Genomic DNA, 26927 nt, shown 5'->3' on the forward strand with positions numbered 1-26927 from the left:
CTCTGCACAGAAACGGCTCCGCCATGTCCCGTGCCTCCCGAGGCCCGTCCCGCCGTCTCCTCATCTCCGGCGCCCTGGCCGCCGTGTCCGCGGCCGTCACCGGCTGCTCCTCCGGCAGTGCGGCGTCGGCGTCCGGCGGCTCCAAGCAGCTCCGCATCGGCTACTTCGCCTTCCCCAGCGGCGACTTGCTCGTGAAGAACAGAAAGCTGCTGGAGAAGGCGCTGCCGGACTACCGGATCACCTGGATCAAGTTCGACTCCGGCGCCGGCGTCAACCAGGCCTTCATCGGCAAGTCCCTCGACATCGCCGCGCTGGGCTCCAGCCCGTTCGCCCGTGGGGTGTCCGGCAGTTCGCCCATCCCCTACAAGGTCGCGTGGATCCTCGACGTCGCGGGCGAGAACGAGGCACTGGTCGCCCGCAAGGCAACCGGCATCACCGATGTCGCCGGGCTCAAGGGCAAGAAGATAGCCACTCCGTTCGCCTCCACCTCGCACTACAGCCTGCTCTCGGCGCTGAAGGAGGCCGGCCTCGGGCCGTCGGACGTCGAGCTCATCGACCTGCAGCCGCAGCCCCTCCTCGCCGCCTGGCAGCGGGGTGACATCGACGCCGCCTACGTCTGGCTGCCGACCCTGGACGAACTGCGCGGGTCCGGCACTCAGCTCACCAGCAGCAAGGAGATCGGGGCGGCGGGCAAGCCGACCCTCGACCTGGCTGTCGTGTCGGACGACCTGATCGCCAGGGACCCCGAGGCGATCGATGCCTGGCGCAAGGCGGAGGCCGAGGCACTGCGCCTGATCAAGGCCGACCCGGACGGCGCCGTCAAGGCTGTCGCGGCCGAGCTCGGCATCAGCGCGGCGGATGCCAGGGCGCAGCTCGTGCAGGGGGTCTTCCTCACCCCGGAGCAGGTGGTGTCTGCCGACTGGCTGGGCAAGGACGGCAGCCCGGGCAAGTTGCTCACCTATGTCACCGACACCGGCCGGTTCCTCGCCGACCAGAAGCAGATCGCGGCCGCGCCGTCCGAGGACCTCGTCCGCAAGTCGTTCTATCTCAAGGGGCTGCCCGATGTCCTCAAGTGAGACCACCGAGGCCACGGCGGGAGCGGACACCACGCGTGCCGGATCCGTCCGCCTCGATCATGTCACCCACCGGTACGGCCGGGGCGGCGAGACCTTCACCGCCGTGGGGCCGGTCGATCTGACCGTTCCGGCAGGGGAGTTCCTGGTCCTCGTGGGCGCCTCCGGCTGCGGCAAGAGCACGCTGCTGCGGCTGATCGCCGGGTTCGAGCGGCCCACGCTCGGCTCGGTGCGGGTGTCCGGCGCCGAGCCGCGGCCGGGCGAGGCGGCCGGCGTGGTGTTCCAGACGCCGCGGCTGTTCCCGTGGCGGACCGTGCGGGGCAACATCGACCTGGCGCTGCGGTACGCGGGTGCCGACCGCGCCCATTGGCCGCAGCGGCGCGCGGAGTTGCTGGCCCGGGTCGGTCTGGAGGGCACCGAGAAGCGGCGCACCTGGGAGATCTCCGGCGGCCAGCAGCAGCGGGTCGCCATCGCCCGGGCGCTCGCCGCCGAGAACCCGCTCCTCCTGCTCGACGAGCCGTTCGCGGCGCTGGACGCGCTGACCCGGGAGCGGCTCCAGGAGGACGTCCGCCGGATGACCGACCGGACCGGGCGGACGGCGGTGTTCGTGACGCACTCGGCGGACGAGGCGGTGTTCCTCGGCTCCCGCATCGTGGTGCTGACCAAGAGCCCAGGAACCGTGGCTCTGGACCTGCCGATCACCCTGCCGCGCGGCGACGTCGACGCCGAGGAGCTCCGCAACTCGCCCGAGTTCGCCGAGCTGCGCGCACAGGTGGCCCACGCGGTCAAAGCCGCGGCGGCGGACTGAACCCCCGTACAGGAGAGGACACACACGTGAGCATTCTCAGCGAGCGGCCCGCGGTGACGCGGTTGCCCCTCACCGAACTCGGCCCCCGCTTCGGCGCCGAGATCAGCGGCGTCGACCTCGGGCGGCTCGACGACGACCAGGTCCTGGCCGTGCGCGAAGCGCTCGTGGCGTACAAGGTGCTGTTCGTGCGCGGCCAGCACGGTCTCGACGACGCCGCGCAGATCGAGTTCGGCAGACGCCTCGGCGAGGTCACCGTCGGGCACCCGGTCCACGATTCGGGAGACGTCGCCCCCGAGGTGTACTCGCTGGACAGCCAGGACAACGGGTTCGCCGACGTGTGGCATACGGACGTGACCTTCGTACAGCGGCCGCCGGCGATCTCCGTCCTGCGGGCCGTGGTGCTGCCGCCCAACGGCGGCGACACCAACTGGGCCGACAGCCAACTCGCCTACGAGTCGCTGTCGCCGGGCCTGCGGGCCTACGTCGACACGCTGACCGCCGTGCACGACGGCAGCCGCGAGTTCGGCTACTACCTGGCCCAGCACCGGCAGGGCCGGGGCAACCTGTGGGACGGCGAGGTGGTCACCGAACTGAAGCCGGTCGAGCACCCGGTGGTGCGGGTGCATCCCGAGAGCGGCCGCAAGGGCCTGTTCGTGAACCCGGGCTTCACCTCGCGCATCGTGGGTGTCTCGGAACACGAGAGCCGGGGCGTCCTCGACATCTTGTACGCCCACCTCACCAAGCCCGAGCACGTCGTACGGCATCGCTGGCAGCCGGGTGACGTCGCGCTGTGGGACAACCGCAGCACGGCCCACTACGCCAACCGCGACTACGGTGACCGGCATCGCGTCATGCACCGCATCACGTTGCGCGGAGACACTCCGGTCGGCCCCGCCGCTTCCTGACCTTGCCGGGCGCCGCGCATCGCGTCGCCCGGCAGGACTGCCCCCGGTTCTGCCCCTGCGGACCTCCCCGCCCGGGATGCCGGTCGGGTAAGAGGGAAGGGCCCTTGTCGAACGAAGGGGAACCGCGTATGCGTGCCCAGGCAGAAGATCGCTCGAACGCTGACCGCGTCGGCGGACGCCCCGCGTCCCGGCCGACCGCCGCCCCGCCTCCGCTCATCGCGCTCCAGCGGGCCGCGGGGAACGCCGCGGTGGCCCGCGCCGTCCAGCGGGCACGGGACGAGCAGCATGCCGAAGGGCAGCAGAGCGGGCCCGAGGGGCGTGGCGCCGACGGGGCCGTGCCGGTGCAGCGGTCGCCCTCGGTGCGCGACGCCATCGACTCCCCCGGCCGCCCGCTGGAGCCCCGCATACTTCAGCGGGCCGAGCAGGCCTACGGCATGCCCTTCGGCCATGTGCGCGTACACGACGGCCCTGTCGCCCAGCGCTCGGCCGAGGACCTCGATGCCCTGGCCTACGCCTCCGGCTCCCACATCGTGCTCGGCGAGAAGCGCGTCAGTGACGAGGTGATGTACGAAGAGGTCGACCACGTGCGCCAGCAGGCCCTGGCGACGGTGTCGGGCACCGTCAACGGCCGAGGCGAGAAGGTCTCGCACCAGAACGATCCGTTCGAGAAGAGCGCCGGTTCCAACGGCCGGAAGGTGGCCCGGGGAGCCGCCCCCGACCTGTCGCTGCCCGGGGCCGCCGCACCCGGCGGGGTGGTGCAGCGCCACGTGGACGGGGACGTCCCCGTCCAGCGCGCGGACCGGCCCGGCCCCGCGACGGCGACGACCGAACCCCCGACCGCGGCCACGCCTCCGGCCATGGTCCGTCTGGCGCGGCTGATCGTCGGCGGCGACCAGGAGATCAGGAACAAGGACGTCCGGGCAGTCATCCACAAGCGGGTGCGCAGTGGCCCGTGGTTCACCGGCGAGGAGCTCCAGGCGATCAGGGCAGTGGAGTCCGAGGACCCCAAGTGGCTGAAGACCGTGGGCCTCTGCACCCACGCCGAAGCCGAGGCCTACATCAAGGCCGGCGATTTCCACAGCTGGCTCCAGCAGCCGGAGGGAAAGCGCCTGCTCGTGGTCACCCTGAGGTGGCAGCAGAACGTCGAGGATCGCGGCCAGGGCAAGCCACCGGCCAAGCCCACCCGGTCCGACTACCAGCTCGGCCTGCACATGGCCATGCACGCCGCCGAAACCCCGCAGTCCGAGAAGGGCGAGTTCAAGGAGGAGCGGAACGAGCAGATCTTCCAGACCTACATCAAGACCCTGCTCCCTCCCGGTATCAGCGATGACGTGCCGGACGCCGCCAAGCACAGGCAGCGCGTCGAGCGCGGCACCGAGCTGCTGACCAAGATCTTCCTGATCCTGAAGGAAGGACTGAAGGTCTTCAACCCGGAGGCGGGCATGCACGAGGACTTCAAGGACGACGTCGCCCACGCCCTCGCCTACGGCGGTCGCGTCAACATCCGTATCCCGCACCTGGCCGACGGCCAGCACGGCTACGAACTGCCCCAGTGGCTCCATATCACCAAGGGAGACCGGAAGTTCTGGGAGCCCAAGTCCACGCCGGAGAAGCCGGTGTACCGACGCGGGTTCGGCACGCACCACATGGACATCGACGAGAACAAGAAGGACGGGCCGCGGGGCGACTTCGTGGAGAAGGGCGAGATCGGGGCCACTGTGCAGAACTGGCTCGATCCCCACAGCCACCTCTACGGCCTGCCCGTGGCCGTCGGCGGCATGGGCAACAACGATTACCACGGCGACACCATCCTCCCGAACGAGTCGTACGGACATGTGTTCATGGGCTACAAGCCGCCGACCCGCAAGCGCGACGGGGCGCTGCAGGTCGGTATCGAGACCGCCGGGCCGGGTGGCAGGACCCCCGACGGTTACAAGCACGGCCTGACCAGCAGCGAGAAGAACAACAACCCCGTGAGCCACTTCGGCGGTCACAAGGACGACAAGCCCGGTGGCAAGGCCCCTCTCGCTTCGAGCCAGCGCCACGTCGACCTGGAGGAGTTCGGCGACTGGGTACAGAAGCTGAAAGACCTGGAGCAGGCCTGGAAGGCCGAGTTCGCCCAGGCGAAGACCCATGAGGAACGGGCTGCCCTGTACAGGGACCTCATCGGCAAGCGCAACGGCGTCGGCGCCTGACCCCGCCGGTGGAACGGACCGGCTCAGGCCGGGGCCAGGTCCGTGTGCAGCAGATGGTGGTCCGAGTAGGGGCCCGGATGCACTCGGTGCCGGAGCGGGACGATGCCACGCAGGAAGACGTAGTCGAACTTGCTCTGCCAGTCGGTGGTCGGCTGGCAGGTGCCGGTGGGCGAGGGGTGGCACTGGGGGTCTGCGTCCGCGGCCAGTGCCCATAGCCCCCTAAGCTCCGGGGCGTCCGGCACGGCGTTGAAGTCGCCGAGCACGATCGCGCGGTCGTGCCGGGCGACCTCCGCGGCGAGTACGCGGCTCTGGTCCGCGCGGACCGCCTCTTGGCGTCGTTGGGCGAGGTGTGTGTTGAAGACGCGGACGGGCCGGCCGCCCACGGTGGTGGTGACGGCCATGTACCCACGGTCCTCGGATCCGCCGTCGGGGTATTCCACCTCGACGGGGTCGGTCATGGGTGCCGCCGTGAGGATCGCCTGGCCGAAGCCTCCCGGGTTCCACGGGACTCCTCCGCAGCGGCCCCAGTTCCTGAGGACCGACCCGTACTCGACGTGGTACACCAGCCCGTGCAGGTTCCGCAGATAGTCCCGGATCCTCTCCACGTCACGGACGCACGCTTCCTGCAGGCCGATGACCTGGGGAGCGTACGCCGCGATCTCCGCTGCCCGATCGACGTTGCTCACCTCGCAGGGGTTGCAGATGTTCCACGTCATGACCCGGTTCGGTACGACATCCCGGGCGGCTTCGACCGGCGGTGACCCGGCGAAGAGGGAACCGCTCGGGGCACTGGGGCCGATGAGCACCACGCAGAGCACGGCCATGGCACCCGCGAGCAATCGCGTCCCCCTAGCGAGCACCATCGCCTCCCCGACATGGACGCACTCGGCATCTGACGTCTCCCTGCACGAGGTTATGGGACGGAGTCGCGAGCGACACACGTGATGTGCCGGATCTCATCGCCTTCGGGCGAAGCCGGCCGAGTCGGGGGGCGGCGGTCGTTGCTTGCGCCCGATGGATGAATTCGGTACGTGGATCGGTCTTCGAGGCGTGTCCGGTCTTTGGCCGTCGAGGGCCGGAGATAGGACGGGACGTGAGGCTGCCCTCACCTCGTGTCTTTCCACCGCCCCGCCCTCACCGTCGAAGGGGACTCCGTGACCGCTCCCGTCGTTCTCGACCACCGCGCCTCCGGGTACAGCCTGCGGCACGCCTACTGCCTCGCCCAGGCGTGTGCCCTGGCCTACAAGGACCAGGCCACCATCGAGCAGCAGGCCACGCAATGGGGCTTCGACCGGGTGCGTCACCACGAGACGCGGTTCACCCCGCCTTTCCCGCTCCAGGACACACAGGCGTACACGCTGGCCAGCGACCACATGATCATCACCGCGTTCCGGGGCACGGAACCGAATCAGATCAAGGACTGGCTGACCGACGGCACGACTCCGCCGCGGCGCGGTCCCGACGGTACGGGACGCGTCCACCACGGCTTCGCCGAGGCCCTGGACTCGATCTACCCGGACGTCATGGCCACCCTGGAGGAATGGCGGACCAACGGTCAGAGCGTGTGGTTCACCGGGCACAGCCTCGGCGGCGCGCTGGCGATGCTCGCCGGGGCGCGGATGTACCTGGAGGAGCCGCGGCTGGCGGCGGACGGTGTCTACACCTTCGGCCAGCCCCGCACCTGCGACCCGGCGCTGGCCGCCGCGTACGACAAGGGCTACAAGAACCGCATGTACCGCTTCGTCAACAACAACGACGTGGTGCCGCAGCTCCCCCCGGAGCCCGTCTACACGCACGTGAACGCCCTGCGGTACATCGACCCCCACGGCCGGATCCGCGAGTCCATGCCGCTGCTCGGCGGACTGGCCGACCGGGCGAGCGGACTGACCGCGGACCTCTTCGCGCCCGCCGGCGACGGTGTACGGGACCACTTCATCGACAACTACCTGAAGGTCCTGGAGAAGAACCTGGACTGACAGGTCGCCGTGGAGGAGCGGGTGGGCCGGCTCGCCGGCAGAGGGGCCTGGTGTTTTTCTCAGCCGGTGTGAAGGATCCGCCAGCGGTCGGGTTCCGCCGGGTCTCGGTCGACGACCTGGATCGGCGCCCGAGCCCATTGCCAGACGCTGATGCCGGGCGTGCGGGAGAACCGGATCTGTCCGCGGGTGCCCTCGACTGCGACGCGCGGCCAGGATTCGGCGGCGTGCGCCCGGTCCGCGCCGTGCGAACGCAGCAGGTCGGCGAGGACGGCGACCGTGTCGTAGCCCTCGAAGGCGACGAAGGAGGGCGCTTCGCCCAGCCGCCCGCGGAGGTCCTTCTCGACTCGCGCACCGAGAGGGCTGAGGCGCTCGGGCCGGTAGCGCAGGAACGGGACGCCGGCGCCGTCGCCGCCCAACTGCGTCGCCCATGAAGCGAGCTCCGGTTGTCCGGCGGGAGCACCGATCAGGACCTCGGCGAGGCGCTGGTCGCGGCGGACGGACCGGACGATCGGCACTGCCGGCTCGGGGTGGCCGACCAGAAGAAGCAGGACTGTGGCGCGCTTGTCGACGAGTTCGTCCCACACCGCGGTGGGGGTGAGCGCGCTCATGTCGAGTTCGATGACGGTGCCGCCGTGTGGAGCCAGGTGGTTCCGCAGAATACGGGTCCCGGTCGCCCAGTAGACACTCGCCTGGGCCGCTACGGCTATGCGGCTGTGCCCCGCGCCGAGGAGGTGGTCCGCGTAGACCCGCCAGCCGCGGGACTGGGGCGGGGAGAGGCGCGCGACCCAGTCCGTCGGCTCTTCGGTGAGCGCGTCGAGAACCGCTGACGAGCAGAGGAACGGCAGGCCGAGGGCGTCGGCCCTTTCGGCTGCGGCGCGCGCGACGACGCTGTGGTACTCCCCCGCCAGGGCCGCCACGTCCAGGCCGGCCAATTCGTCCACGGCAGCCGCGGCCCGCTGTGGGTCGGCCGCGGTGTCCCGGACCACCAGCTCGATCGGTCTCCCGACGATCCCGCCGGCGTCATTGGCCTCGCGAACGGCCAGCTCAAGGCCGGCGAGCAGGTGTCGGCCCGCCTCGACCCAGCCCGGGCTGGTCAGCGGAACGAGTGCGCCGATCCGGACGGATGCTCCGTCAGCCCGCTTTCCGCGAGGGGGTGGTGGTGGCGTGGTCATGGTGGACATTGCATCCACCTCCATCGCCCGCAGGCAACCGAATATTCGTTCTACAGCACCTCCCACGCACCCGAAATGTACCTCGGAGGTGGAATTTTAGGTAAGTGAGCCAATAGGGCGTCATATCACGGCACCCCCGAAAGCGGGTGTAACGCAGCGGCGAACCCCGGGCGCTGTAGTGATTAGAAATGGCCATCCTCGGCCGAATTCAGTCGTCGAGGGCCGGCCGGCGAATCAGCACAGCAGATGGGATCTCTCGTGAGCAACACCGGCCCTGCTTCCGGATACCAGTCGTACGACCCACCCCCGGCGCCCGACCACTCCGCGCGCAACCAAGCCACAGCACGGAGAACGGCCCTGACCATCTGCACGATCGCCGACATCGCGGCCGGCCTGCTGGGCCTGTGGATCGTGCTGTATCTGCTCGACGCCAACCAGTCGAATCCCTTCGTCGAGTTCGTGCAGGGAATGGCGGACTGGCTCTCCGGGTGGGCGCAGGACATTTTCACGATGGACACAGAAGGCCTACGTGTCGTCCTCAATTATGGTCTTCCGGCGGTCATCTATTTGCTGATCGGTCACGGCATCGCCGCGCGGATCAACCGGGCCTGACGACACGAGAACTGCACGGAAAAACCGCCTCGCATCCATTCCACGGGCCGGGTCCGTCGCCCTGCGGGACAGCAGTCCGGCAGGGCGACGCAGCGTGCGCCGATCCTCACTCGAAGAGCAAGTCGTGTCAGGCGCCGACGATACGGCGCACGTTGTCCACGGAGCCGCAGCCCGCCTTCAGCTGACGCTCCCGCTCTTCCATGAACGCCTCACCGAGTTCCTCCCGGCGGTCCATGGCGACGTTCTCGCGTGCCCCGTTGAGGATGGTGCGCTCCTCCTCGTCGGCGTGGTGGGTGACGGCCTCCACGAGTTCTTCCAGCTTCGTGTCCCACTCGTCGGAGCCGACCTCGTCGACCTCCAGGAGCTCCAGAAGCGCCTTGTTGCCCTCCTCGTGCTCCTCCTCGCCGTGCTCGACCTCGTCGTCGTCGATCTTCTTGTAGCGCTTGAGGGCGGGGTACACCTTCGCCTCTTCCGCGAGCGCGTGTGCGATCAGCAGATCGGCGAACTCCTGGAGAGCGGCTGCCCGATCGGCTTCGACGCTGCGCATCAGACGGAAGAGATCCTCCATCCTTCTGTGATCTCGGAGGATGAGTTCGACGACGTCACGTGTCTCGGCCATGGGCATCACTTCCGTACGAGGGAACCTTGCCGGATCCGAATACCCCGGCCCGCGAGGTTCAGTGATCCCGGTTCCGCCGTTCGGGGCGCCCTCTCAGTGATCGGCGAGCATGCCTTCCCGCAGCCGCGCGAGGGTGCGCGACAGCAGCCGGGAGACCTGCATCTGCGAGACGCCCAGCCGTTCACCGATCTGGGCCTGGGTGAGTTCCTCCACGAACCGCATGCGGATGATGTGCCGGTCCCGCTGGTCGAGGTCGGCTATCAGCGGGGCGAGGGCGTGGAAGTCCTCCACCAGCTCCAGAGCCTGGTCCTCGGCGCCGATGAAGTCCTGCAGCGCCGCTTCGCCCTCCTCGCTGCCGCTGATGGTGGCGTCCAGGGAGGAGGAGTTGTAGCCGTTCGCGGCGATGCGAGCCTCGCGCACCTCCTGCTCGGGAAGGCTCATCAGCTCCGCCAGCTCCTTCACCGTCGGCGTACGACCGAGACGGCTGCGCAGTTCCTCGGTGGCGCGCGCGAGCTGGACGCGGGCTTCCTGGAGCCGGCGGGGCACATGCACGGCCCAGGTGGTGTCGCGGAAGAAGCGCTTGATCTCACCCACGATGTAAGGGACGGCGAACGAGGTGAACTCGGCCTCGCGGGACAGGTCGAACCGGTCTATCGCCTTGATCAGGCCGATCATGCCGACCTGGACGATGTCCTCCATCTCCTCGGGTCCTCGGCTGCGGAACCGGCCGGCCGCGAAGCGGACCAGGGACATGTTCATCTCGATCAGCGTGTTCCGCGCGTACTGGTACTCCGGCGTGCCTTCCTCCAGCACCGCGAGCCGGTCGAAGAACTGCTTGGACAGTTCGCGGGCGTCCTTCGGCGCGACGTGTGAGGGATCGGCGACCTCCGGCAACGCGTGCGTCAGTGTCTCCGCTGCCGTTCCGTTCATGAGTGCCATGGCAAACCCCTCCCGCCGTCGAAGCCGATCGCCGCTGCCAGCATGATGCAGCAGGCGCCGCACGCGCGGATACCCCCTGATTCCGCTTCCATGCCTGCGCTTCGGACCAGGTCCGAGGCACGTCTTCGCGGAGCACCCGACGATGAAGATCCTGATCTTGGGCACCCGGTGGAGTGATCTTGCTGTCGGTCCCATGAGGAGGGGCATGTCGTGACCACACCTACGCTCCGTACGCCGCCCGCTCACCGTCGGCACCGGTTCGACCTCCGTGCGACCACCCTGTTCTTCGTCTTTCTGGGTGTGGTCGTGTGCGTCGTCGGATTCGCGGTGCGCATGCTGGCGGGCTCTGTCGAGCGTCGTCCCGCCTGGGTGTTCGTCCTGGCCGTCGTGGGCGTCGCGAGCCTCCTGGGCCTGCGGCGCCGGGTGCACGTGATGAGGGCGGCACGCCGGGCCGCGGCAGCGCTCGACGAGGCGGCGAGGGACGCGGCCGAAGAACTGGAGACCCTCACGATCCCGCGTCAGCGCGCGTGTGCCGACGTCGCCGGCGATTACGAGGCACTGACGCCGGAGGAGTTCGAGGAGGCGATCGCCGCCCTCTGCGAACGCGACGGCTGCTCCGCGGTCGACCTCGTGGGAGGGGCGGGGGACCTGGGCGCCGATGTCCTGGCCGTGGCTCCCGACGGGCGCCGGGTCGTCATCCAGTGCAAGCACTACGGCGACTCCCACCGGGTCGGCTCGCAGGACCTTCAGCGCTTCGGCGGCACGTGCTTCACCGTCCACGAGGCCGATGTGGCCGTGCTGGTCACCACGAGCCACTTCACCGCACCGGCGGTGGAGTACGCCGAGCAGTGCGGGATCGTGTGTGTGGACCGGGAAACCCTCCAGGCCTGGACCGACGGCACCGGTCCACAGCCGTGGCGGCAGCAGTGAGCGGCGCGTAAGCGCGAAAAGGGGGTCCGCCGACCCGGGCCCCTCTAGGAACGCCTGCGCGTCACCAGTGCGATGACCGTCCCGATGCCCGAGAACAACAACCCGATCCCACCGAAGATCAGCGGCAGCAGCCACAGTGAGGCGAATCCGTTGAGCCGGGCGTCCTCGGGAGTATCCGCGCGGTAGAGCACCTCGACCCGCTCTCCCACCTCGTACGAGGGCGGGTTGGTGCCCGCGGAGTCCTCGAACTTCCTGGGCGCCCCGTCCTTCGACGTGAACTCGATCACCGGGTGAGCCACGGGCTCGTCGTTCACCCGGCGCTTGCGGGACGAGCTGGTGTGGTCCGTCCGCCACTCCAGGGCCACCACCCGGCCCTGGGCACGCTCCGCCCCTGTCAGGTACGAGACGGACACTCCCGCGAGGATCAGGCCGACGACCACGAACAGCGCCCCGAACGCGATCAGCCCGAAGACGATCCACCGACGGGCGCCCACCCCACGCACCTGTACCTGCACCAGGTCCCTTTCAGTTGTCCGAAGCCAGGGGGACGTTACCCCAGATCGGTGACGCGCTGCTCAGGTGCGACCGGCCGCTCCGGGCCGGCGGCCGAGCCGGCGGCGGAGGGCCACCGTGAGTCTCACCGGTGCCACGCGCAGGACCAAGGCGCCCTTCGAGCCGCGTGGAAGCGGTTTGGCGTAGTAGGGGCGGCCGAGTCGGGAGAGGCGGAACCAGTGGGTGCCGGTCAGCCCCTTCGTGGGAGGGACGAGGATCCGGCGCTTCGGGTCGTCGGTGCGCAGGGTCAGCGTCCAGTGTCCCGGGGGAAGTTTTCCGACCGGCAGGCGGGCGGTGAAGCCGGTGTGGCCGCCGTGCTGTGCGTAGCGCAGAGGGACTTCACGCGCGGAGCCGGAGTCGTCCTCGGCGCGCAGGGTGGTGGGCGCGGGGTGGCGTGGGGGCTCCTCGGTCAGGCGTCCGGTGACGATGAGCGTGGCCGGTACGGAGGTGTCCCAGGCGATGCCGGTCACGTGGCACGGAGGCTCGTCCTCGGTCCGCCGGACGTCCAGGGAGAAGTTCCCGTGAGGGGTGAAGAAGGGGCGGGCGGTGGTGGGCTCGTGCCCGGAGCGGGAGGTGGTGACGACCTCTCGCTTCGGCGGGGTCGTTCGCTCGCCGTTCGGGTCGTTCAAAGTCTGCCGGAGCCTGACGGTCCGGCTGACTCCCCTGACGCGCACGTCCAGGTGGAGGTCCCATACGCCGGGGCCGAGGGGAGCGCCCGAGTCGACGGTGCCGAGGTCGATCTCGACGGTGAAGCCGCCTTCGTCGGCGGCCACGGGCACGGGGATGTCGGGGTGTTCGAACCCGCGCGGGCGCAGAAGCAGTCGGGTCGCGGCCTCGAGGGCGCCGACGGACTCGATGTGGGCGTGGCCGGTGAGGCGGAGGACGGAGCCGTCGCCCGTCCATGCCGCCTCGGCCAGCTCATGGCGGACCGGAAGCCGGTCGGTGACGTCGAAGCAGATGTCCGGGACCGCCTTCACGGGGTCCCGGAAGAAGGGGTGGCACCAGTAGACGCGGCCCTTGTCGACGAGGTTGCCGCGTGCCGCGTCCTCCTTGGCGTTGCGGACCACGGCCATGAGGTCCTCGTAGCGGTCCGCGCGCAGGAGGTGGACGATCAGCCGGTCCGGCGGGGCGAGCTGCTGGAAGACTCCGTCGGTCGCGTAGCTCTGCGCCCAGTGCCGGAACTGCGGGTAGAAGACCTCGCGTGCTCGCTGTTCGCTCTCCTTGGGCAGCAGGGCACGCAGAGGGCCGCACAGTTCCCACTCCACGTGGCGGCGCATGATCCGGTCCCGTCGCGGGCCGGGTTCCAGGTAGCGGGCGACCGTCTCGAAGCACAACCGGGTGCCGTCCATACGGTGGACGAGGTCGGCGGCGGTGAGGGTGAGGTTGTTGCCGTTCTGGCGGTTGCGTGAGTAGTAGCAGTCGTAGTCGGCGACCACGGAGATGCCGTCGGCGTTGAGGAAGGCCGCGGCGGTGAACGGCTTGTCCTCGCAGTTGCGGTACGGCGGGAACCGCAGCTCCAGCCGCTCGATCAGCGAGCGTCGAAACAGCTTCCAGCAGCCCAGGGTGCGGTAGGCGTGGGAGGAGAAGATGTCCGTCCGGGGCTGGTTGTGGGAGAAGACGGCCGTCGGTACGGCTCGGCCGCCCACGGACACCATCTTGCCGAGGACCACGTCGGTGTGGTTCTCGTCCGCCATGGCGACCATGCGGCGCAGGGCGTCCGGGCCCAGGTAGTCGTCGGAGTCGAGGAAGAAGACGTACTCGCCGCCGGCCATGTCCAAACCGGTGTTGCGTGGGCCGCCGGCTCCCCCGCTGTTGGGCTGGTGGACGACACGCAGGCTGGGACAGCCCTGTGCGAGGCGGTCCAGTTCCTGCGCGGTGCCGTCGGTCGAGCCGTCGTCGACCGCGATGATCTCGATCTTGTCCAGGCCGAGTGTCTGATCCATGACGGAGGTGACGCACTTCGTCAGTTCCGGCATGGAGTTGTACGCGGGGATGATCACGCTGACACGGGGCGGACTCGTACGGGACATGATGACTCCCGGGCCGTGGGACGGGGCGGGGCGCAGGGAGGCAGGCAGGTTCCTGACGCGCTCGTCTCCAAGGAGCTTCGGCGTGGTCCTGCCCGGCCGCCCCGTGTGAGGCGTCCTCATAGGCTGTTGGAGTGCGTGAACCGCCCGTTCGGGGGTGCTTCGGCCCTAGATGACGTCGTAGGTGAGGTGCGTCGCGGTCGAGGTCGAGGTCACGGTCCGCTGCACCAGCGTGCGCGGCGCTCCTCCGGTGAACAGCGGCGTTCCGGCGCCCAGCACGACGGGTGCGAGGTGCAGCGTCAGTACGTCGACCAGCCCGGCGGCGAGTGCCGAGCCGATCGTGGCCCCGCCGCCCATGAGGACGACGTCGAGGTCCTTGCCGCTGTCCGAGGACGCCGCCTCGGCGCGCTGTCGGGCCACGGTGACGGCGTCGGACAGACCGGTGGTGACGAACGTCCAGTCGAGGTCGGTGAGCCGTACCGACTCCGGCGGCGTGCTCGTCACGACGACGAACGCGGGTGTGCCGACCTCGCCGGCGCCGTAGCCGGTCGTGTCGTCCCAGCCGTCCGGACCGTCGACGATCTCGAAGAGCCGGCGCCCGAGGACGACGGCCCCCGAGCGGGCGGTGGCCTCGCGCAGGATCCGACGGTCCTCGGGGTCTGCGGAGAACGCCCAGGTGTGCAGGGCCTCGCCTCCGGTGCCCAGGCCGTTGTCCGGGCCGGGGTCGGGCCCGGTGACGAAGCCGTCGAGGGAGACCGAGATGTCAGCGATGATTCGAGTCATACCAGGGCAGACCCGATCCGCGGCCCGAATTCATCGCTCATCCGGTGCGCGATTACCGCTCCACGGCGCCTGGGCCTGCGCCCTCCCTGTGTGCGACGCCGGCGGCGTCGGCGAGGAGGCAGGGCCGAGCGCGCGGAAGACCTCACGGGCGATCTGGTGCGTCGCGGCCCGCGTGTGGTTTCCTGGCTCCATGACCGTGCTCGTGACCTGCCGCCATGTCGACCACGGGCGTGTCAACACCACGTGTTGTTCGGCCGCGAGCTGACGCCCCGCTCCGGCTTCTGACCCCGCGTTCTCCCCACCCCGGCACGCTGACCACTGCCCGCGGCCCCGAGACTCCTCGCGAGCGGTGACCTCTGACGGAGCCGTTTGGTCGTCTGCTCCGATCCCATCGAGCACCGGCGGCGGGCGACGTCGCGCACCGGGCCATCTCGGCACTCGGTGTCAGGTACGGGCGGGCTCGTCGGTGACGGGCGGTGAGGGGTCCCAGGTGAAGGGCGGGTCCGGGATCTCCCTACGTAGTACGGGGGCGACCTCGGCCTGGAAGAGCTGGAGGGACGCGCTGTGCTGGGCGTCCGTCAGGCCGTTCGCGTCCGCGTGCAGATGGAGCACGGTGTGCCCGAACCGTTCGTGGTAGCGGTGCACCTTCTCGATGACCTGCTGTGGGCTGCCGATCAGGGCGGAGCTGCGCTCGACGAAGTCCTCCAGCGTCTCGAAGACCACGGGCAGGCCGAACTGCTTCTGGAAGGCCAGTTGCGCCTCGAAGACCGGTCGGTACACCTTGCGGGCCTCCTGGGACGTGGGGGTCACGAGGAGGCCGGCTGTGCCGGCGCCGACCGCTATGGCGGCCGGGTCGTGGCCGTAGTGCTCCCAGCGCTCCCGGTAGTGTCGGATCAGCTCGGCGTACGGCTCGATGGGGTGGGTGACGTTCGCCGAGAACAGCGGGTCACCGTAGCGAGCGGCCAGGTCCACGGACTCCTTGCTGGTGGCGCTGCCGTGCCAGACCCGGATGGGCTGCTGGTAGGGCCGCGGCCACACCTCGGCGTCCGTCAGCTCGGGCCGGAAGCGGGTCTTGGCGGTGACCCTGTCCTGCCGCCAGATCTGCCGGAACACCTCATAGCTCTCCGCGTTGCGTTCCCACTGGTTCTCGGGCGTGACGTGGAACAGATCGCGCTGGGCGGCGCCGTTGCCCTTTCCGATGATCAGCTCCAGGCGGCCGCCGGAGAGGTGGTCGAGGGTGGCGTAGTCCTCGTAGGCGCGCACCGGATCCAGGAGACTGAGCGTGGTGACGGCGGTGAAGAGGCGGATGCGCCGGGTCAGTGCCGCTATATGGCTGAGCACGACGGTCGGCGAGGAGGAGATGAACGGCCGCTCGTGCCGCTCTCCCACGCCGAAGCCGTCGAAGCCGAGTTCCTCGGCGAGCAGAGCGTTGTCGAGGACCTCGCGGAAGCGATCGTGAGTCGATTTCCGCACACCGGTGACCGGGTCGGGCCGATGCACGATCAGGGTGATCGCGAGGAACTTCACGACGCCACCCGCTGCTCACCCTGTACGTCGTCGGGATGGGCGAGGCCGAGCTGGTGGCGGAGGGTCGGTCCCTCGTACTCGTGGCGGAAGACGCCCCGTTCCTGGAGCAGCGGGACGACCTTGTCGGCGAACGCGTCGAGGCCGCCCGGCGTGATGTGCGGGACGAGGATGAAGCCGTCACTGGCGTCGGCCTGCACCAATTCGTTGATGGTGCGGGCGATCGTCTCCGCCGAACCGATGAAGTTCTGCCGGTTGCCGGTCTCGATGACCAGGTCGCGGATCGACCAGTTGTTGGCCGCGGCGAGCTCACGCCACTCGCGGGCGGTGGTCAGCGGGTCGCGGTACATGCGGACCTGGGCGCGGCCCTTGGAGATGTGGTTGTCGCTGATGTCGGGGTCGATGTCGGGGAGCGGTCCGTCCGGGTCGTAGGAAGACAGATCCCGGTTCCAGACGAACTCCAGGTGCTTGATGGCGGTGGCGCCGCTGACCTGCTGGCGGCGCACCACCTTGGCCAGTTCTTCCGCCTCGGCGTCGGTGTCGGCGAGCGTGAAGGTGGCGGCGGGCAGGATCAGCAGTTGGTCATGGCGGCGACCGTACTGGGCGAGACGGTTCTTGACGTCCGTGTAGAAGGCCTGGCCCGCCTCCAGAGTGGCGTGCCGGCTGAAGATCGCGTCGGCCTCGGAGGCGGCGAACTCTCGGCCCTCCTCGGAGTCGCCCGCCTGGAAGACGACCGGGCGGCCCTGCGGGGAGCGCGGTACGTTGAAACGGCCGTGGATGTCGAAGTGCTGTCCGGTGTGGACGAAGGCGCCCGCCTTGGCGTCCCGCAGGAAGGTGCCGGTCTCCTGGTCGGCGAGGATCTCGTCGCCGTGCCAGGAGTCGAAGAGTTCGTTCGCCGTGGCCAGGAACTCCTTGGCGCGGGAGTAGCGCTCCTCCTGCGGCAGGAAGCCGCCGCGGCGGAAGTTCTCGCCGGTGAAGGCGTCCCAGGAGGTGACGACGTTCCAGGCGGAGCGGCCACCGGAGAGGTGGTCCAGGCTGGCGAACTGGCGGGCGACCTCGTAGGGCTCGTTGAAGGTGGAGTTGATGGTGCCGGTCAGGCCGAGATGCTCGGTGACGGCGGCGAGCGCGGCGAGGACGGTGAAGGTGTCCGGCCGGCCGACGACATCAAGGTCGTAGATCTTCCCGCCCTGTTCACGGAGCCTGAGCCCTTCGGCGAGGAACAGGAAGTCGAACTTGGCGCGTTCGGCGGTCCGCGCGAAGTGCGCGAAGGAGCTGAATTCGACATGGCTGCCGGCCTGTGGGTCGCTCCACACGGTGGTGTTGTTGACGCCGGGGAAGTGGGCTGCCAGGTGGATCTGCTTCAGCGGCTGGCTCATGGTGGTCGTCTCTCCGTCCGGCTCAGGTTGCGACATAGCGGTTGGCGGGGCGGGCCAGGCCCAGCAGCCCGCGCAGGGTGTCGGCCTCGTAGGTACGGCGGAAGGCGTCGCGGCGCTGGAGTTCGGGCACCAGGCCTTGTGTGATCGCCGGAAGGTCGTGGCCGAGGACGGCGGGACGCAGCCGGAAGCCCGTCAGGCCCGCGGTCTGCAACTCCTGGAGGTGATCGGCGAGTTGTGAGGGCGTACCGGTGAAGACCGGGGCGTCGCTCGTGTACGTCTGTCCCGCGAGGGCGTCGAGGCGCTCGCGGCGGGCCGTGGCTTTCGCCGGGTCGTCGTCCAGGAAGACCACGAGGTCGCCGAAGAGGTGCAGGGGTTCGCCCACGCGATCGGACGCCGTCCGCTCGCCGCGGATCTCCGCGACGATGGCACGGGCCTGGTCGGTGTCGTGCGGGGTGACGTAGCCGACGTCGGCTGCGCGGGCCACGAGCCGATAGGGAACGGTGTCGTGGGCCAGGGCACTGACGATCGGCTGGCCCTGAGGCGGCCGGGGCGTGATGGACGGACCCTTGACACTGAAGTGCCCGCCCTCGAAGTCGATGTAGTGCAGCTTGTCCCGGTCGATGAAGCGGCCGGTGGCGGCGTCCCGGATCTCCGCGTCGTCCTCCCAGCTGTCCCAGAGGCGGCGCACCACCTCGATGTAGTCGGCGGCCTCGTCGAAGAGGTCGGTCACCACCTGCCCTGCGGCGGGGCTGTCGTAGGCCTGGATGCGTGGGATGGTGCGGCGGCCGAAGTGCGCGGCCTCGTTCGGCCGGGCGGTGATCTGCACGCGCAGGCCGGCGCGGCCGGTACTGACATAGTCGAGGGTGGCGATCGCCTTGGAGATGTGGAACGGCTCCGTGTGGGTGGAGACCACCGTCGGCACCAGGCCTATGTGCCGGGTCAACGGTGCCACGCGGGAGGCGATGAGTACGGCGTCGAGGCGGCCGCGCACCTGGTCGGTGCGCTCGTCCGGGTCCAGCCAGTGGGAGGACTGCGGGCCGAGGCCGTCCTCGATGGTCACGAAGTCGAGCAGACCGCGCTCGGCCTCGGTGACCAGGTCGGCCCAGTACCGGGCGGTGAACAGGTGCCGCGGGCGGGCCACCGGCTCGCGCCAGGAGGCGGGATGCCAGCCCGTGCCCTCCAGGGCGACGGCAAGATGCAGGGAGGAAGAGGGGGGTGAGGACACGAGTCAGCGCCTTCCTGGAAGTCCGCAACGAGAACGCCGGCTCCTCCGGCCAGAGGGCGGCGGGGTGAGGGAACAGGTCAGCAGCAACAGAGCGCGCCGGCCACGCGCTGGAGGTCGATGTGGGGCCGGGAGTGGAGGTGGACGGCGTGGAACATGCGCGTCACGTCCGCCACCGCCGTGCGTCGGGTCGCACGCATCGGGGCCTCGCACATCTCGTCGTCCGTCACAACGCCTGCGTCTCGTGCGGTGTTCGCGGGCTGCGGACGAGCAGGATGGGTGAACGGCGGCGCAGGGTGAAGCCGATCGACTCGTACAGCCGGATCGCCTGGGTGTTGCCCGCGGCGGCGTGCAGGAACGGGATGTCGCCGCGGGCGCGGATGCCCGCTGCGACGGCACGCACGAGACGCGTGCCCAGACCGCGGCCGCGATGCTCCGGATCGGTGCAGACGGCACTGATCTCCGTCCAGCCAGGCGGCCGGATCCGCTCGCCGGCCATGGCGATCAGCCGGCCCCGGCGCCGGATGCCGAGATAAGTGCCCAGTTCGACGGTGCGTTTCAGAAAGGGGCCCGGTCTGGTGCGGGCGACCAGATCGAGGATCTCGGGGACGTCTTCGGGTCCGAGTCGTACCGCTTCCGGGGCGGGCTCGGCCTGTAGGGCGGTGCCGACGAGCTGGACTCCCAGTCCGCCGCCGACGACGTCCCATCCGGAAGGGACTTCGTCGACCGGCTTGATCCGTACGACGGTTCCGGGACCGACGAGCGTGCGCAGGTCGGCCCAGGCGACCGGGTCGGCCGGATCGGAGAGGGCGGCGAAGTCGTAGATGTAGTCCGGGTAGCGGGCGGCGCGGCCGTGCCGTTCGGCGAAGCGGGCGTGCGGACCGGCCAGTGCGGCCCAGACCGCGTTGTCCAGAGGGTGCGTGCTCGGGGTGGCCAGGGCTTCGCCACCACGAACGTCGATCGGTTGTGCCACGGAGGCGGAATCCTTAGAGGTCTGCATGGTGCCGCACCGGCCAGGACCTGGGAGACGGCAGCGCTTCGGGAGTCACTCCACCATGTGTAGCAGGCAGTTACGCGATAGATCATTGCAGGTGCATGAATTCGGGCCCACTATGGTGCCCGTTTCAGGGTGACCCTGCCGGGTGACACCGCGGTAATCCGGGCGCGGCGGGGTAAAGGGAGGTCGACCACCCCCCTGGAGAAGGAGCCGATGATGACCGACGACGCCTACCTGTTCCTGCTCGAGGACGCGTCCGTGCCGCTCGGCGTTGTTCCCGCCGCCGTCGGTGACCTGGCGTGCATGGAGACACCCGCGGTACGGGCGTGGCTGGACGCTCAGGGCAGTGCGCCGGACTCTCCGTGTCTGCGGTTGCTGCCTCCGGAGGAGACAGCGGCTGTCCCGGAAGGAGCGGAGCGGCTGCCTGTCCCGTTGAGCGATGAGGAGTTGATCCGGGTCCGTCACCTGATGGTGCCGGAGTCGCTCGCCGGCATCGAGGAGGAGCTGCTCACCTACCGTGACATCTCGGACGGCCGGGACGGCCTGATCGCACGCGCGCTGGCCGCCGGGGTGCCGCCGCACCGCATCGTCGAACTGACCGGGGAGGACCCCGCGACGGTGACGGCCGCGGCGGGAGGCTGAGCACGCGACAGCGTGTCCCAGCCGTCCGCGCGGCCTCACCGGCCGGGCCCGGGGTCCGGCCGGGCGGCCTGCTCGATGCCGGCGCGGGCCGCCTCCAGCTGGGCGGCGAAGGCGATGCCGAGGAAGAGCGCGACCGCGGTGAGGTTGGCCCACAGCAGCAGGGCGACGAAAGCGGTGAGCGGCCCGTACACGGCGCCGAAGGCGCCGCTCCGCTCGACGTACAGCGCGAGCAGCCAGGTGGCCGACACCCACAGCAGCAGGTGCACGGCCGAACCGAAAGCCAGCCAGGTGTAGCCGGGCTGGACGCGGCGGGGCGACCAGCGGAAGATCACGGCCGAGGCCACCCAGGCCAGCACCAGCCCCACCGGTACGTCGAGTACGCCCCACCACTGTGGGCCGCCGCTCTCCCAGCCGGCCGTTTCCGCCACCGCCTCGCCCACGGCCTCGCCTGCGACGAGGACGACGAACCCCGACACCAGCGGCAGACCGGCGGCGAGCGCGAGAAGGATCGCCCGCGCGTACTTGCGCGGGAAGGGACGGTCGCGCTCGATGCCGTAGATGCGGTTGGCGCCACGCTCGATCTGGCCCATGGCCGAGGCGAGGTTCAGCAACGCGAAACCCAGGCCCAGCCACAAGGCGAGCGTGCTCCACACGTCTCCGTGGGCGGTGCGCCGCGTCCCCTCGAAGGCGTCCTCGACGATGTCGGCGCTCGCGCCGGGCACGATCCGCCCGAGCGTGAGCTCGATGACCCGGCCCACACCTTCCGTGTGCACCGACGTGGCCAGCCCGACGAGCGCCACCGTGCACGGAACCAGCCCGAGCACCACCTGGAAGGCGAGAGCGCGTGCGTTGGTGAAACCGTCCGCGTAGCGGAACCGTACGAAGGAGTCGGTCAGCAGCCGCAGCCCCCCGTAGCGGCGCAGGGCGGTGAACGCCTCGTCTCCGGAGAGCTCCTCCCCGATCATGTCCCGGGTCTGTGGCACGTGGACGGCGGTACCCATGGCTGGACGCTCCTTGTCGCGGGAGTGCGCTCTGAACCGTGCTGACTTGATCCGGTTACCCCGTAGACCTCCTGTCCCCCCCTCCCCCCACGACATCGATCCCGGGGAATACCGGCCTTCGGGGGAATCTCGGAGCGGCTCGGCGGTCCGCGGCCCGGAGGGTGGTACGGGCATGAGATGGCCACGCCCCCCGAACCGCCCGCCTCGCCGCTCGGACACCCGAGCGGCGAGGCGTCGCGCGTGCCCGGATGGCTGCGGACCTCAGCCGCCTACGCCTGGCGGATCATCGCCGTCGGCATCGTCGTCCGCTTCGCCTTCTCCGTGCTCGGGCAGTTCCACCGGATCGCGGTCGCCGTCTTCTTCGGTCTCGTCATCGCCGCCGTGCTCCGCCCCGTGGCCGATGCCCTCGCCCGTTTCATGCCACGACCGCTCGCGGTCGCCGTCGCGCTCGTCGGCGGCATCGTCCTCGTCCTGGGCGCACTGGCCCTGGTGGGTGAGGCCGTGGCGGATCAGCGCAGCGGGTTGCAGCGAGAGTTCGTGGCGGGCATCGACCGGATCGAGCGTCAGCTCGAGAAGCCTCCCTTCAGGCTTCCCGCGGACGCCTTCGACGATCTGCAGAGCCGGATCGGCAAACTGCTCTCCAGCCATCGCTCCACTCTCATCAGTACGGCGCTCAGCGGCGCGAGCCGGCTGCTCGAGGTGCTGACCGTGCTCGCTCTGGCCCTGTTCTGCGCGGTGTTCTTCACCCACTCCGGCCAGAGGCAGTGGCAGTGGCTGTGCGAGCAGCTGCCCGAGGGGCCGCGGCACCGGGTCGCCGTCGCGGGGCAGGCCGCGTGGCAGACCTTCACGGGTTACACGCACGGCATCCTGCTCGTGGCGGCGACCAACGCCGTCCTCGTGGGGGTCGCACTGTTCGTCCTCGGGGTGCCGCTCGCCGTACCGCTGGCCCTCCTGGAGTTCGTCGCCGCCTTCATCCCTCTGATCGGCTCGCCGATCGCCCTCGTGATCGCGGCCGTCGTCGCCCTCGCGTCGAAGGGGCCGCTCGTCGCCCTGGTGGTCGTGGCGCTCATCGTGGTCATCGGCCAGATCGAAGGTCACCTCCTCCACCCCCTCGTGATGAGCTGGGCCGTCCGCCTGCACCCGGTGGTCGTGGCGCTCGCGGTGGTCGGCGGGGCCGTCGCGGCCGGGGTGATCGGCGCGGTGGTGGCCGTGCCCCTGGTCGCCGTCGTGTGGTCCGTCTACCAGGCATTGCGCCTCCCGGCGGGCGCCCCACCATGAGCGGGGCGGCGAACGCCGACGGGGTGCCGGTGCGCGCCGCCCGTGGGTGGGGCACATTGCGGGAGGTGGCCCGCGTTGTCATGCGGGTTACTACAGGCCGCGGGCGGTGATGTCGCCGTACTCGGTGGTCGCGTGGATGGCCAGGGCGGCGTCGGCGCCGTCGGCGTTCTTGAGCGTGTTGTCGATGCGGCCGTAGGAAGTGCCGGCGTCCAGGGAGGCGGAGACTCCGGGTGCGGCGCCGACCGAGATGTCGCCGTGCTGCGTGCGCAGCGTGAGCGTGCCGCGCACGGCCGCGGTGACCTGGAGGTCGCCCTTTTGGGTGCTGAGCTCGCCGGGACCGTTCAGACGGCCGACCGTGATGTCGCCGGCCTGGAGGGTGAGGCGGGCGCTGTCGGTCTCGTCGAGCTTGACCGTGGCCCGCGCGCCCTCGAAGGCGACGTCGCCGAGGCGCCCCACGCCGCGGAGTTCGGCGTCGGCCGCCTTCGCCTCGATGCGGGAGCCGGTGGGCAGCTGCACGGTGACCTCGACGGATCCGGGGTGGCCGAGGATCCGGTCCTTCGCCGCCGGGGCCTCGATCCGCAGAACGCCGTCGTCACAGGCGACCTCGATCTGTTCGGCCGCCTTCAGGTCGCGGCTCTTGCCGGCGTCCGCGGGCAGGATCTCGACCGTGGTGTCGGTCCGGTCGGCGGCGATGAACCGGATGCGTCCGGCGGGGATGTCGAGGACGGCGGAGACCTGGGTGGGGGTGTCGAACTTCTGCATCGTGCGCTCCTTCGATCCGTTGTCTCTGGTGTTTCTGACGAGAGAAACGCTACGTTGCATTCAAATATCCGGCAACAGATTCTTTGCATCCCGTCACCATTTATGCAGCTCAGACCACTGAAATCATTGCAATGAGCTTGAATCTAACGCAACGCCCCTGAATCAAGCCGTTGCAATGGTTTGAGAATGAACGCTATGGTGCAGACACCACGGACCACGAAGGAGACCCGCGATGCCGGGAGGCAGACTCACCCAGCAGGAGCGCCAGCAGATCGCTTTGGGACTGGCCGACGGCCTCGCCTACGCGGAGATCGCCAGGCGCCTCGACCGCCCGACCTCGACGATCACGCGCGAGGTGATGCGCAACGGCGGTCCCGCCACCTACCGCGCCGACCTCGCCCACCGCGCCACCGAACGCCGCACCCATCGACGCAGACAGACCGCTCCCCGGGGACCGGAGGCGCCCCCGCAGGCCCATGGACGCGATGCCGAGGCGGTCCGCGAGTACGAGGAGGCGTTCACCACCCTCCTCATGCAACAGGGCCTGCCCAAGATGATGTCCCGGGTGCTGACCTGCCTTTACACCAACGACGCCGGCAGCCTCACCGCGTCCGGACTCGCCCGGCACCTCCAGGTCAGCCCGGCGTCCATCTCCAAGGCGGTCACGCTCCTCGAAAGCCAGGGCCTCATCCGCCGGGAGCGCGACGAAGGCCGCCGCGAGCGCTACGTCGTCGACAGCGACGTCTTCTACCAGGGCATGATCGCCAGCGCCCGGGCCCATGCCCAGCTCGCCGAGACCGCACGGCGGGGCGTCGGCCTCCTCGGCCCCGACACCCCGGCCGCCGTCCGCCTCGAGAACATCGCCCGCTTCGTCGACTTCGTCGGCGAGAGCATCACCCGCGCCGCGGAACAGGCCCGCGACGTCCTCCACACAAAAGCCGAGCCGTCCTGAGAGAGGTATCCGCACCATGGAACAGCGCGTCGCCCCGCTCGACGACCCGGTGGGCGCGTCACTCGGTGGGCACCACGCTCACCTCACCCGCCGAGCCGGACGGGCGGCGACCTACCTGCCCGGCGTCGCGACTTTCTGCGCGGTGGCCGCCGGCCCCGATCCGGAGGCCTGGGCCGACCTGGCAAGTCTCCTCGGCCCGGGCGAGTTCGCCGACATGTTCAGCTGCCCCGCGCCCCCTCCCCCCGGCTGGGAACCGGTCTTCACCCTCGAAGGCCGCCAGATGATCTGGCCCGGCGACAGCCGCCCCGGCCACCCGCACGCCCGGACCACCGCCGGTGTCGTCGAACTGGGCGCCGCCGACGTGCCGGAGATGCTCGACCTCGTCGCACGCACCCGACCGGGACCGTTCCTGCCACGCACCCACGAACTCGGCACATACCTCGGCATACGCCACAACGGCAGACTCGTGGCCATGGCCGGCGAACGACTCCGCCCTCCGGGATGGACCGAGATCAGCGCCGTCTGCACCGCACCCGAAGCACGCGGCCAAGGCCACGCCGCACACCTCATCACAGCAGTCGCGACACGCGTCCTGGCCCGGAACGAACGTCCCTTCCTGCACGTGGCCGAAGCCAACACCGGCGGGATCGCCCTCTACGAACGGCTCGGCTTCACCACCCGCAAACACGTCACCTTCCGCGGATACCGCGTCCCCTGACAGCCGACGGCGCAGCGTGGTCAGCCCGGCCCGTCGTGGGGTGAGCCAACCGTGACGGCGGTGGTGCGGCCGTCCGGGGTGATGCGCAGGACCGCGATCGCCTTGTCCGGCCTCGGGACTGGTGGGCTCTCGTATTCAGCTGTCGCGAGTTCGCCGAGGAGTCCAACCGGCTCGTGACAATGCGTGATCGCGAGCGGCGTACGGTTCCAGGGCCGGTTGCTCTCCTTCATCGACCACGCCCAGGGACCTTCGACTCGACGAGGTCGAAGCTCGGCACGCCAGGTGGTCATCCTGCTGGACCCCGAGTGAGGTCGCGCAGCAGCTGGCCGGGATCAGCACGCCTTGGTAGTGGCCGCGGGCTGGGCGCTGGACCCCTGTGAACAAACCCCCATCTGGGCAGCGGCGTCCGGCACGCACGCTCGCGGGTTGCCGAGAAGCCCCGGTCGACCGGCTTGGTCCCCGGTCCGGGATCGTGGTTGCCGACCAGATCACTCCGTTATGGGCAGGCACTCGGCGAGCAGGTCGACGACCTCCCGCCAAGCTCGCTGCGCGTGCTGCGGGTGGTAGCCGACGCCGGGGAGCACGATGTGGTCGACCGGTGGGTGATGGAAGGCGTGCAAGGCGCCGCCGTAGACCACGAGGCGCCAGTCGACGCCCGCAGCCTGCATTTCGGCGGTGAATGCGTCCCGTTGCGCGGGCGGCATGATCGGGTCTTCCGACCCGACCCCGGCCCACACCGGGCAGTGAATGCGCGCCGCCTCGCCTGGTCGGCCCGTGGTCAGTCCGTTGACTGTCGCGATCGCGCGCAGGTTGACGCCGTCGCGCCCGAGTTCCAGCGCGATTGCGCCTCCGGTGCCGTAGCCGACGGCGGCGATCCGGTCGGGGTCGGCCCGCGGCTCGGCGCGGAGCACGTTGAGCGCCGCGTGGCCGATGCCTCGCATCCGGTCGGGGTCGGCGAGCAGCGGCATGCAACGGGCCAGCATCTCCTCAGGGGCGCCCAAATAGCGTCCTCCGTGGAGGTCGAAGGCCAGGGCCACGTATCCCAGTTCGGCGAGCGCATCGGCCCGGCGGCGCTCGACGTCGCTGAGCCCCACCCCCTCGGGCCCGACCAGGACCGCGGGCCGGCGGTCGACACCGGCCGGGAGCGCGAGGTGCCCGATCGTCGTCAGGCCGTCGGCCGCGTATTCGATCGTGCGCGTTGTAACCGTCGTCATGAGCCTGGACTGTAGTGATCGTCGAGCCGGGTCGGGCCGGTGTTCTGCCGCTGGCAGAAGACAGGCCTCTGGCGTATTCCGGAACCACCCCGTCAGCGGTGCAGCTCAGAGCCTGGGAACAAACGGCCGTCCGCCCGAAGGGCGGGCGCACCGGACGCCGCTGCTCGCAGCCGGGGTTGGCTCCATATCCCGCCTGTCTCTCTGATGAGGCGGCTGGTGGTCTTGCCAGGGATGAAAGTCAGCTGCTCACGGCCATCCGCGGTGAGACCGACAGGGGCTGGCGCCGAATCGAAGCCGTGCTCCTTCAGCGCAAGGAGATAGGCATGCAGGGCGCGCGTTGCGCGGTGCCGGTCGCTCCACCAACTCCCCCGGCGGAAGACCGCCCCCGCGTTCCCCATCCCGCCGACCCGCGCGAGTGAGCCGGACGACTCGGGCAGACGGCACCGGGAACACCGGCCCGGGTCGCTGGGCGAACACCCGATGGACTGTGCGCCCTGCGAGGCCCCGGACGGGCATCCGCTGCTGGCCGGCCTGCCCCGCTTCCACCAGCGGGGACCGGGGGAGATGCTGCTGGAGGAGGCCTACGACTGGACGCGGGAGCTGACCGACGACGAGTGCATGCACCGCCACCTGGTCGGTATCGACGTCAA

Annotated in this window: 27 protein-coding genes and 2 pseudogenes; 12 read left to right on the forward strand and 17 right to left on the reverse strand. The window is 70.0% G+C overall.

The window, feature by feature from the left end; all coding sequences use genetic code 11:
• Positions 1–23 precede the first annotated feature (23 nt).
• The 4 genes from ABZ016_RS25150 (at position 24) to ABZ016_RS25165 (ending at position 4981) form a co-directional block, all read left to right on the forward strand.
• On the forward strand, positions 24–1076 hold the full coding sequence (locus tag ABZ016_RS25150; protein ID WP_356918934.1) for an ABC transporter substrate-binding protein: 1053 nt from the start codon (positions 24–26) through the stop codon (positions 1074–1076).
• A complete protein-coding gene (locus tag ABZ016_RS25155) occupies positions 1063–1881 on the forward strand; it encodes an ABC transporter ATP-binding protein (protein WP_356918935.1) in 819 nt (272 codons plus the stop codon). Before ABZ016_RS25150 ends, ABZ016_RS25155 begins: the two co-directional genes overlap by 14 nt.
• A gap of 26 nt (positions 1882–1907) precedes the next feature.
• Positions 1908–2786, forward strand: a complete 879-nt coding sequence (locus tag ABZ016_RS25160; protein ID WP_356918936.1) for a TauD/TfdA family dioxygenase — start codon at positions 1908–1910, stop codon at positions 2784–2786.
• Between the two features lie 128 nt (positions 2787–2914).
• On the forward strand, positions 2915–4981 hold the full coding sequence (locus tag ABZ016_RS25165; RefSeq protein WP_356918937.1) for a DUF4157 domain-containing protein: 2067 nt from the start codon (positions 2915–2917) through the stop codon (positions 4979–4981).
• A gap of 23 nt (positions 4982–5004) precedes the next feature.
• Here the strand turns inward: ABZ016_RS25165 and ABZ016_RS25170 are convergent, their stop codons facing one another.
• A complete protein-coding gene (locus ABZ016_RS25170) occupies positions 5005–5844 on the reverse strand; it encodes an endonuclease/exonuclease/phosphatase family protein (RefSeq protein WP_356918938.1) in 840 nt (279 codons plus the stop codon).
• Between the two features lie 291 nt (positions 5845–6135).
• Here ABZ016_RS25170 and ABZ016_RS25175 point away from each other — a divergent pair, with 291 nt between their 5' ends.
• Positions 6136–6957, forward strand: coding sequence for a lipase family protein (locus tag ABZ016_RS25175; RefSeq protein WP_356918939.1), 822 nt, complete (start codon positions 6136–6138; stop codon positions 6955–6957).
• A gap of 59 nt (positions 6958–7016) precedes the next feature.
• On the opposite strand, the gene ABZ016_RS25180 is transcribed toward ABZ016_RS25175, so the two are convergent.
• Positions 7017–8129 carry an ABC transporter substrate-binding protein gene (locus tag ABZ016_RS25180; protein WP_356918964.1) on the reverse strand — a complete coding sequence of 371 codons (1113 nt, stop codon included), beginning with the start codon at positions 8127–8129 and terminating at the stop codon, positions 7017–7019.
• A gap of 258 nt (positions 8130–8387) precedes the next feature.
• Between ABZ016_RS25180 and ABZ016_RS25185 the strand changes: the two genes are divergently transcribed.
• Positions 8388–8741, forward strand: a complete 354-nt coding sequence (locus ABZ016_RS25185) for a hypothetical protein (RefSeq protein WP_356918940.1) — start codon at positions 8388–8390, stop codon at positions 8739–8741.
• 127 nt (positions 8742–8868) lie between these two features.
• Here ABZ016_RS25185 and ABZ016_RS25190 read toward each other — a convergent pair whose 3' ends face one another.
• Together ABZ016_RS25190 and ABZ016_RS25195 are read right to left on the reverse strand one after the other, a co-directional pair.
• Entirely contained in the window at positions 8869–9360 is a 492-nt protein-coding gene (locus ABZ016_RS25190) for a hemerythrin domain-containing protein (protein ID WP_356918941.1), read from the reverse strand.
• A gap of 93 nt (positions 9361–9453) precedes the next feature.
• Positions 9454–10299, reverse strand: coding sequence for an RNA polymerase sigma factor SigF (locus ABZ016_RS25195; RefSeq protein ID WP_356918942.1), 846 nt, complete (start codon positions 10297–10299; stop codon positions 9454–9456).
• A 210-nt stretch (positions 10300–10509) separates the two neighbouring features.
• Between ABZ016_RS25195 and ABZ016_RS25200 the strand changes: the two genes are divergently transcribed.
• A complete protein-coding gene (locus tag ABZ016_RS25200) occupies positions 10510–11229 on the forward strand; it encodes a restriction endonuclease (RefSeq protein ID WP_356918943.1) in 720 nt (239 codons plus the stop codon).
• Positions 11230–11273: 44 nt separating this feature from the next.
• Here the strand turns inward: ABZ016_RS25200 and ABZ016_RS25205 are convergent, their stop codons facing one another.
• The 8 genes from ABZ016_RS25205 to ABZ016_RS25240 all read right to left on the reverse strand — a co-directional run bounded on the left by ABZ016_RS25205 (position 11274) and on the right by ABZ016_RS25240 (position 19686).
• Positions 11274–11723, reverse strand: a complete 450-nt coding sequence (locus ABZ016_RS25205) for a DUF3592 domain-containing protein (RefSeq protein WP_356918944.1) — start codon at positions 11721–11723, stop codon at positions 11274–11276.
• Positions 11724–11804: 81 nt separating this feature from the next.
• Entirely contained in the window at positions 11805–13811 is a 2007-nt protein-coding gene (locus ABZ016_RS25210; protein WP_356918945.1) for a glycosyltransferase family 2 protein, read from the reverse strand.
• A gap of 165 nt (positions 13812–13976) precedes the next feature.
• Positions 13977–14591, reverse strand: a complete 615-nt coding sequence (locus ABZ016_RS25215; protein WP_356918946.1) for a dihydrofolate reductase family protein — start codon at positions 14589–14591, stop codon at positions 13977–13979.
• Positions 14592–15035: 444 nt separating this feature from the next.
• On the reverse strand, positions 15036–16118 hold the full coding sequence (locus ABZ016_RS25220; RefSeq protein WP_356918947.1) for an LLM class flavin-dependent oxidoreductase: 1083 nt from the start codon (positions 16116–16118) through the stop codon (positions 15036–15038).
• Positions 16115–17491, reverse strand: coding sequence for an NtaA/DmoA family FMN-dependent monooxygenase (locus ABZ016_RS25225; protein WP_356918948.1), 1377 nt, complete (start codon positions 17489–17491; stop codon positions 16115–16117). The genes ABZ016_RS25220 and ABZ016_RS25225 overlap by 4 nt, the downstream gene beginning before the upstream one ends.
• Positions 17492–17513: 22 nt before the next feature.
• The gene (locus ABZ016_RS25230) at positions 17514–18716 is read right to left on the reverse strand and encodes an LLM class flavin-dependent oxidoreductase (protein ID WP_356918949.1); all 1203 of its coding nucleotides are present in this window, start codon (positions 18714–18716) and stop codon (positions 17514–17516) included.
• A gap of 77 nt (positions 18717–18793) precedes the next feature.
• On the reverse strand, positions 18794–18943 hold the full coding sequence (locus tag ABZ016_RS25235) for a putative leader peptide (RefSeq protein ID WP_356918950.1): 150 nt from the start codon (positions 18941–18943) through the stop codon (positions 18794–18796).
• Positions 18940–19686, reverse strand: a complete 747-nt coding sequence (locus ABZ016_RS25240; protein ID WP_356918951.1) for a GNAT family N-acetyltransferase — start codon at positions 19684–19686, stop codon at positions 18940–18942. Before ABZ016_RS25240 ends, ABZ016_RS25235 begins: the two co-directional genes overlap by 4 nt.
• Positions 19687–19926: 240 nt before the next feature.
• On the opposite strand from ABZ016_RS25240, the gene ABZ016_RS25245 reads away from it, so the two are divergent.
• Positions 19927–20352 carry a DUF6003 family protein gene (locus ABZ016_RS25245; RefSeq protein ID WP_356918952.1) on the forward strand — a complete coding sequence of 142 codons (426 nt, stop codon included), beginning with the start codon at positions 19927–19929 and terminating at the stop codon, positions 20350–20352.
• A 35-nt stretch (positions 20353–20387) separates the two neighbouring features.
• On the opposite strand, the gene ABZ016_RS25250 is transcribed toward ABZ016_RS25245, so the two are convergent.
• On the reverse strand, positions 20388–21353 hold the full coding sequence (locus ABZ016_RS25250) for a YihY/virulence factor BrkB family protein (RefSeq protein WP_356918953.1): 966 nt from the start codon (positions 21351–21353) through the stop codon (positions 20388–20390).
• A gap of 177 nt (positions 21354–21530) precedes the next feature.
• Here ABZ016_RS25250 and ABZ016_RS25255 point away from each other — a divergent pair, with 177 nt between their 5' ends.
• On the forward strand, positions 21531–22631 hold the full coding sequence (locus ABZ016_RS25255) for an AI-2E family transporter (protein WP_356918954.1): 1101 nt from the start codon (positions 21531–21533) through the stop codon (positions 22629–22631).
• A gap of 90 nt (positions 22632–22721) precedes the next feature.
• Here ABZ016_RS25255 and ABZ016_RS25260 read toward each other — a convergent pair whose 3' ends face one another.
• A complete protein-coding gene (locus tag ABZ016_RS25260; protein WP_356918955.1) occupies positions 22722–23393 on the reverse strand; it encodes a DUF4097 family beta strand repeat-containing protein in 672 nt (223 codons plus the stop codon).
• 232 nt (positions 23394–23625) lie between these two features.
• Here ABZ016_RS25260 and ABZ016_RS25265 point away from each other — a divergent pair, with 232 nt between their 5' ends.
• Both ABZ016_RS25265 and ABZ016_RS25270 read left to right on the forward strand, forming a co-directional pair.
• Positions 23626–24345 carry a helix-turn-helix domain-containing protein gene (locus ABZ016_RS25265; protein ID WP_356918956.1) on the forward strand — a complete coding sequence of 240 codons (720 nt, stop codon included), beginning with the start codon at positions 23626–23628 and terminating at the stop codon, positions 24343–24345.
• A 16-nt stretch (positions 24346–24361) separates the two neighbouring features.
• Complete coding sequence (locus ABZ016_RS25270; RefSeq protein ID WP_356918957.1) at positions 24362–25063, forward strand: GNAT family N-acetyltransferase; 702 nt, start codon at positions 24362–24364, stop codon at positions 25061–25063.
• Positions 25064–25083: 20 nt separating this feature from the next.
• Here ABZ016_RS25270 and ABZ016_RS25275 read toward each other — a convergent pair whose 3' ends face one another.
• The 3 genes and pseudogenes from ABZ016_RS25275 to ABZ016_RS25285 all read right to left on the reverse strand — a co-directional run.
• Positions 25084–25293: a hypothetical protein gene (locus ABZ016_RS25275; RefSeq protein ID WP_356918958.1), complete on the reverse strand. Its 210-nt coding sequence runs from the start codon at positions 25291–25293 to the stop codon at positions 25084–25086.
• A 258-nt stretch (positions 25294–25551) separates the two neighbouring features.
• On the reverse strand, positions 25552–26277 hold the full coding sequence (locus ABZ016_RS25280; protein WP_356918959.1) for a dienelactone hydrolase family protein: 726 nt from the start codon (positions 26275–26277) through the stop codon (positions 25552–25554).
• Between the two features lie 224 nt (positions 26278–26501).
• A pseudogene (locus ABZ016_RS25285) lies at positions 26502–26675 on the reverse strand (aminoglycoside phosphotransferase family protein); the annotation flags it as partial.
• Between the two features lies 1 nt (position 26676).
• On the opposite strand from ABZ016_RS25285, the pseudogene ABZ016_RS25290 reads away from it, so the two are divergent.
• A pseudogene (locus ABZ016_RS25290) lies at positions 26677–26927 on the forward strand (transcriptional regulator); the annotation flags it as partial.

It is taken from the genome of Streptomyces sp. NPDC006372, assembly GCF_040612515.1.
Lineage (GTDB): Bacteria > Actinomycetota > Actinomycetes > Streptomycetales > Streptomycetaceae > Streptomyces.

Coding starts and splice junctions, on each gene's coding strand:
- ABZ016_RS25150 (WP_356918934.1), top strand. CDS start 24: ATGTCCCGTGCCTCCCGAGGCCCGTCCCGCCGTCTCCTCATCTCCGGC.
- ABZ016_RS25190 (WP_356918941.1), bottom strand. CDS start 9,360: ATGGCCGAGACACGTGACGTCGTCGAACTCATCCTCCGAGATCACAGA.
- ABZ016_RS25225 (WP_356918948.1), bottom strand. CDS start 17,491: ATGAGCCAGCCGCTGAAGCAGATCCACCTGGCAGCCCACTTCCCCGGC.
- ABZ016_RS25155 (WP_356918935.1), top strand. CDS start 1,063: ATGTCCTCAAGTGAGACCACCGAGGCCACGGCGGGAGCGGACACCACG.
- ABZ016_RS25270 (WP_356918957.1), top strand. CDS start 24,362: ATGGAACAGCGCGTCGCCCCGCTCGACGACCCGGTGGGCGCGTCACTC.
- ABZ016_RS25215 (WP_356918946.1), bottom strand. CDS start 14,591: ATGACTCGAATCATCGCTGACATCTCGGTCTCCCTCGACGGCTTCGTC.
- ABZ016_RS25165 (WP_356918937.1), top strand. CDS start 2,915: ATGCGTGCCCAGGCAGAAGATCGCTCGAACGCTGACCGCGTCGGCGGA.
- ABZ016_RS25180 (WP_356918964.1), bottom strand. CDS start 8,129: ATGACCACGCCACCACCACCCCCTCGCGGAAAGCGGGCTGACGGAGCA.
- ABZ016_RS25195 (WP_356918942.1), bottom strand. CDS start 10,299: ATGGCACTCATGAACGGAACGGCAGCGGAGACACTGACGCACGCGTTG.
- ABZ016_RS25170 (WP_356918938.1), bottom strand. CDS start 5,844: ATGGTGCTCGCTAGGGGGACGCGATTGCTCGCGGGTGCCATGGCCGTG.
- ABZ016_RS25250 (WP_356918953.1), bottom strand. CDS start 21,353: ATGGGTACCGCCGTCCACGTGCCACAGACCCGGGACATGATCGGGGAG.
- ABZ016_RS25210 (WP_356918945.1), bottom strand. CDS start 13,811: ATGTCCCGTACGAGTCCGCCCCGTGTCAGCGTGATCATCCCCGCGTAC.
- ABZ016_RS25255 (WP_356918954.1), top strand. CDS start 21,531: ATGGCCACGCCCCCCGAACCGCCCGCCTCGCCGCTCGGACACCCGAGC.
- ABZ016_RS25280 (WP_356918959.1), bottom strand. CDS start 26,277: ATGACGACGGTTACAACGCGCACGATCGAATACGCGGCCGACGGCCTG.
- ABZ016_RS25260 (WP_356918955.1), bottom strand. CDS start 23,393: ATGCAGAAGTTCGACACCCCCACCCAGGTCTCCGCCGTCCTCGACATC.
- ABZ016_RS25245 (WP_356918952.1), top strand. CDS start 19,927: ATGACCGACGACGCCTACCTGTTCCTGCTCGAGGACGCGTCCGTGCCG.
- ABZ016_RS25265 (WP_356918956.1), top strand. CDS start 23,626: ATGCCGGGAGGCAGACTCACCCAGCAGGAGCGCCAGCAGATCGCTTTG.
- ABZ016_RS25275 (WP_356918958.1), bottom strand. CDS start 25,293: ATGAAGGAGAGCAACCGGCCCTGGAACCGTACGCCGCTCGCGATCACG.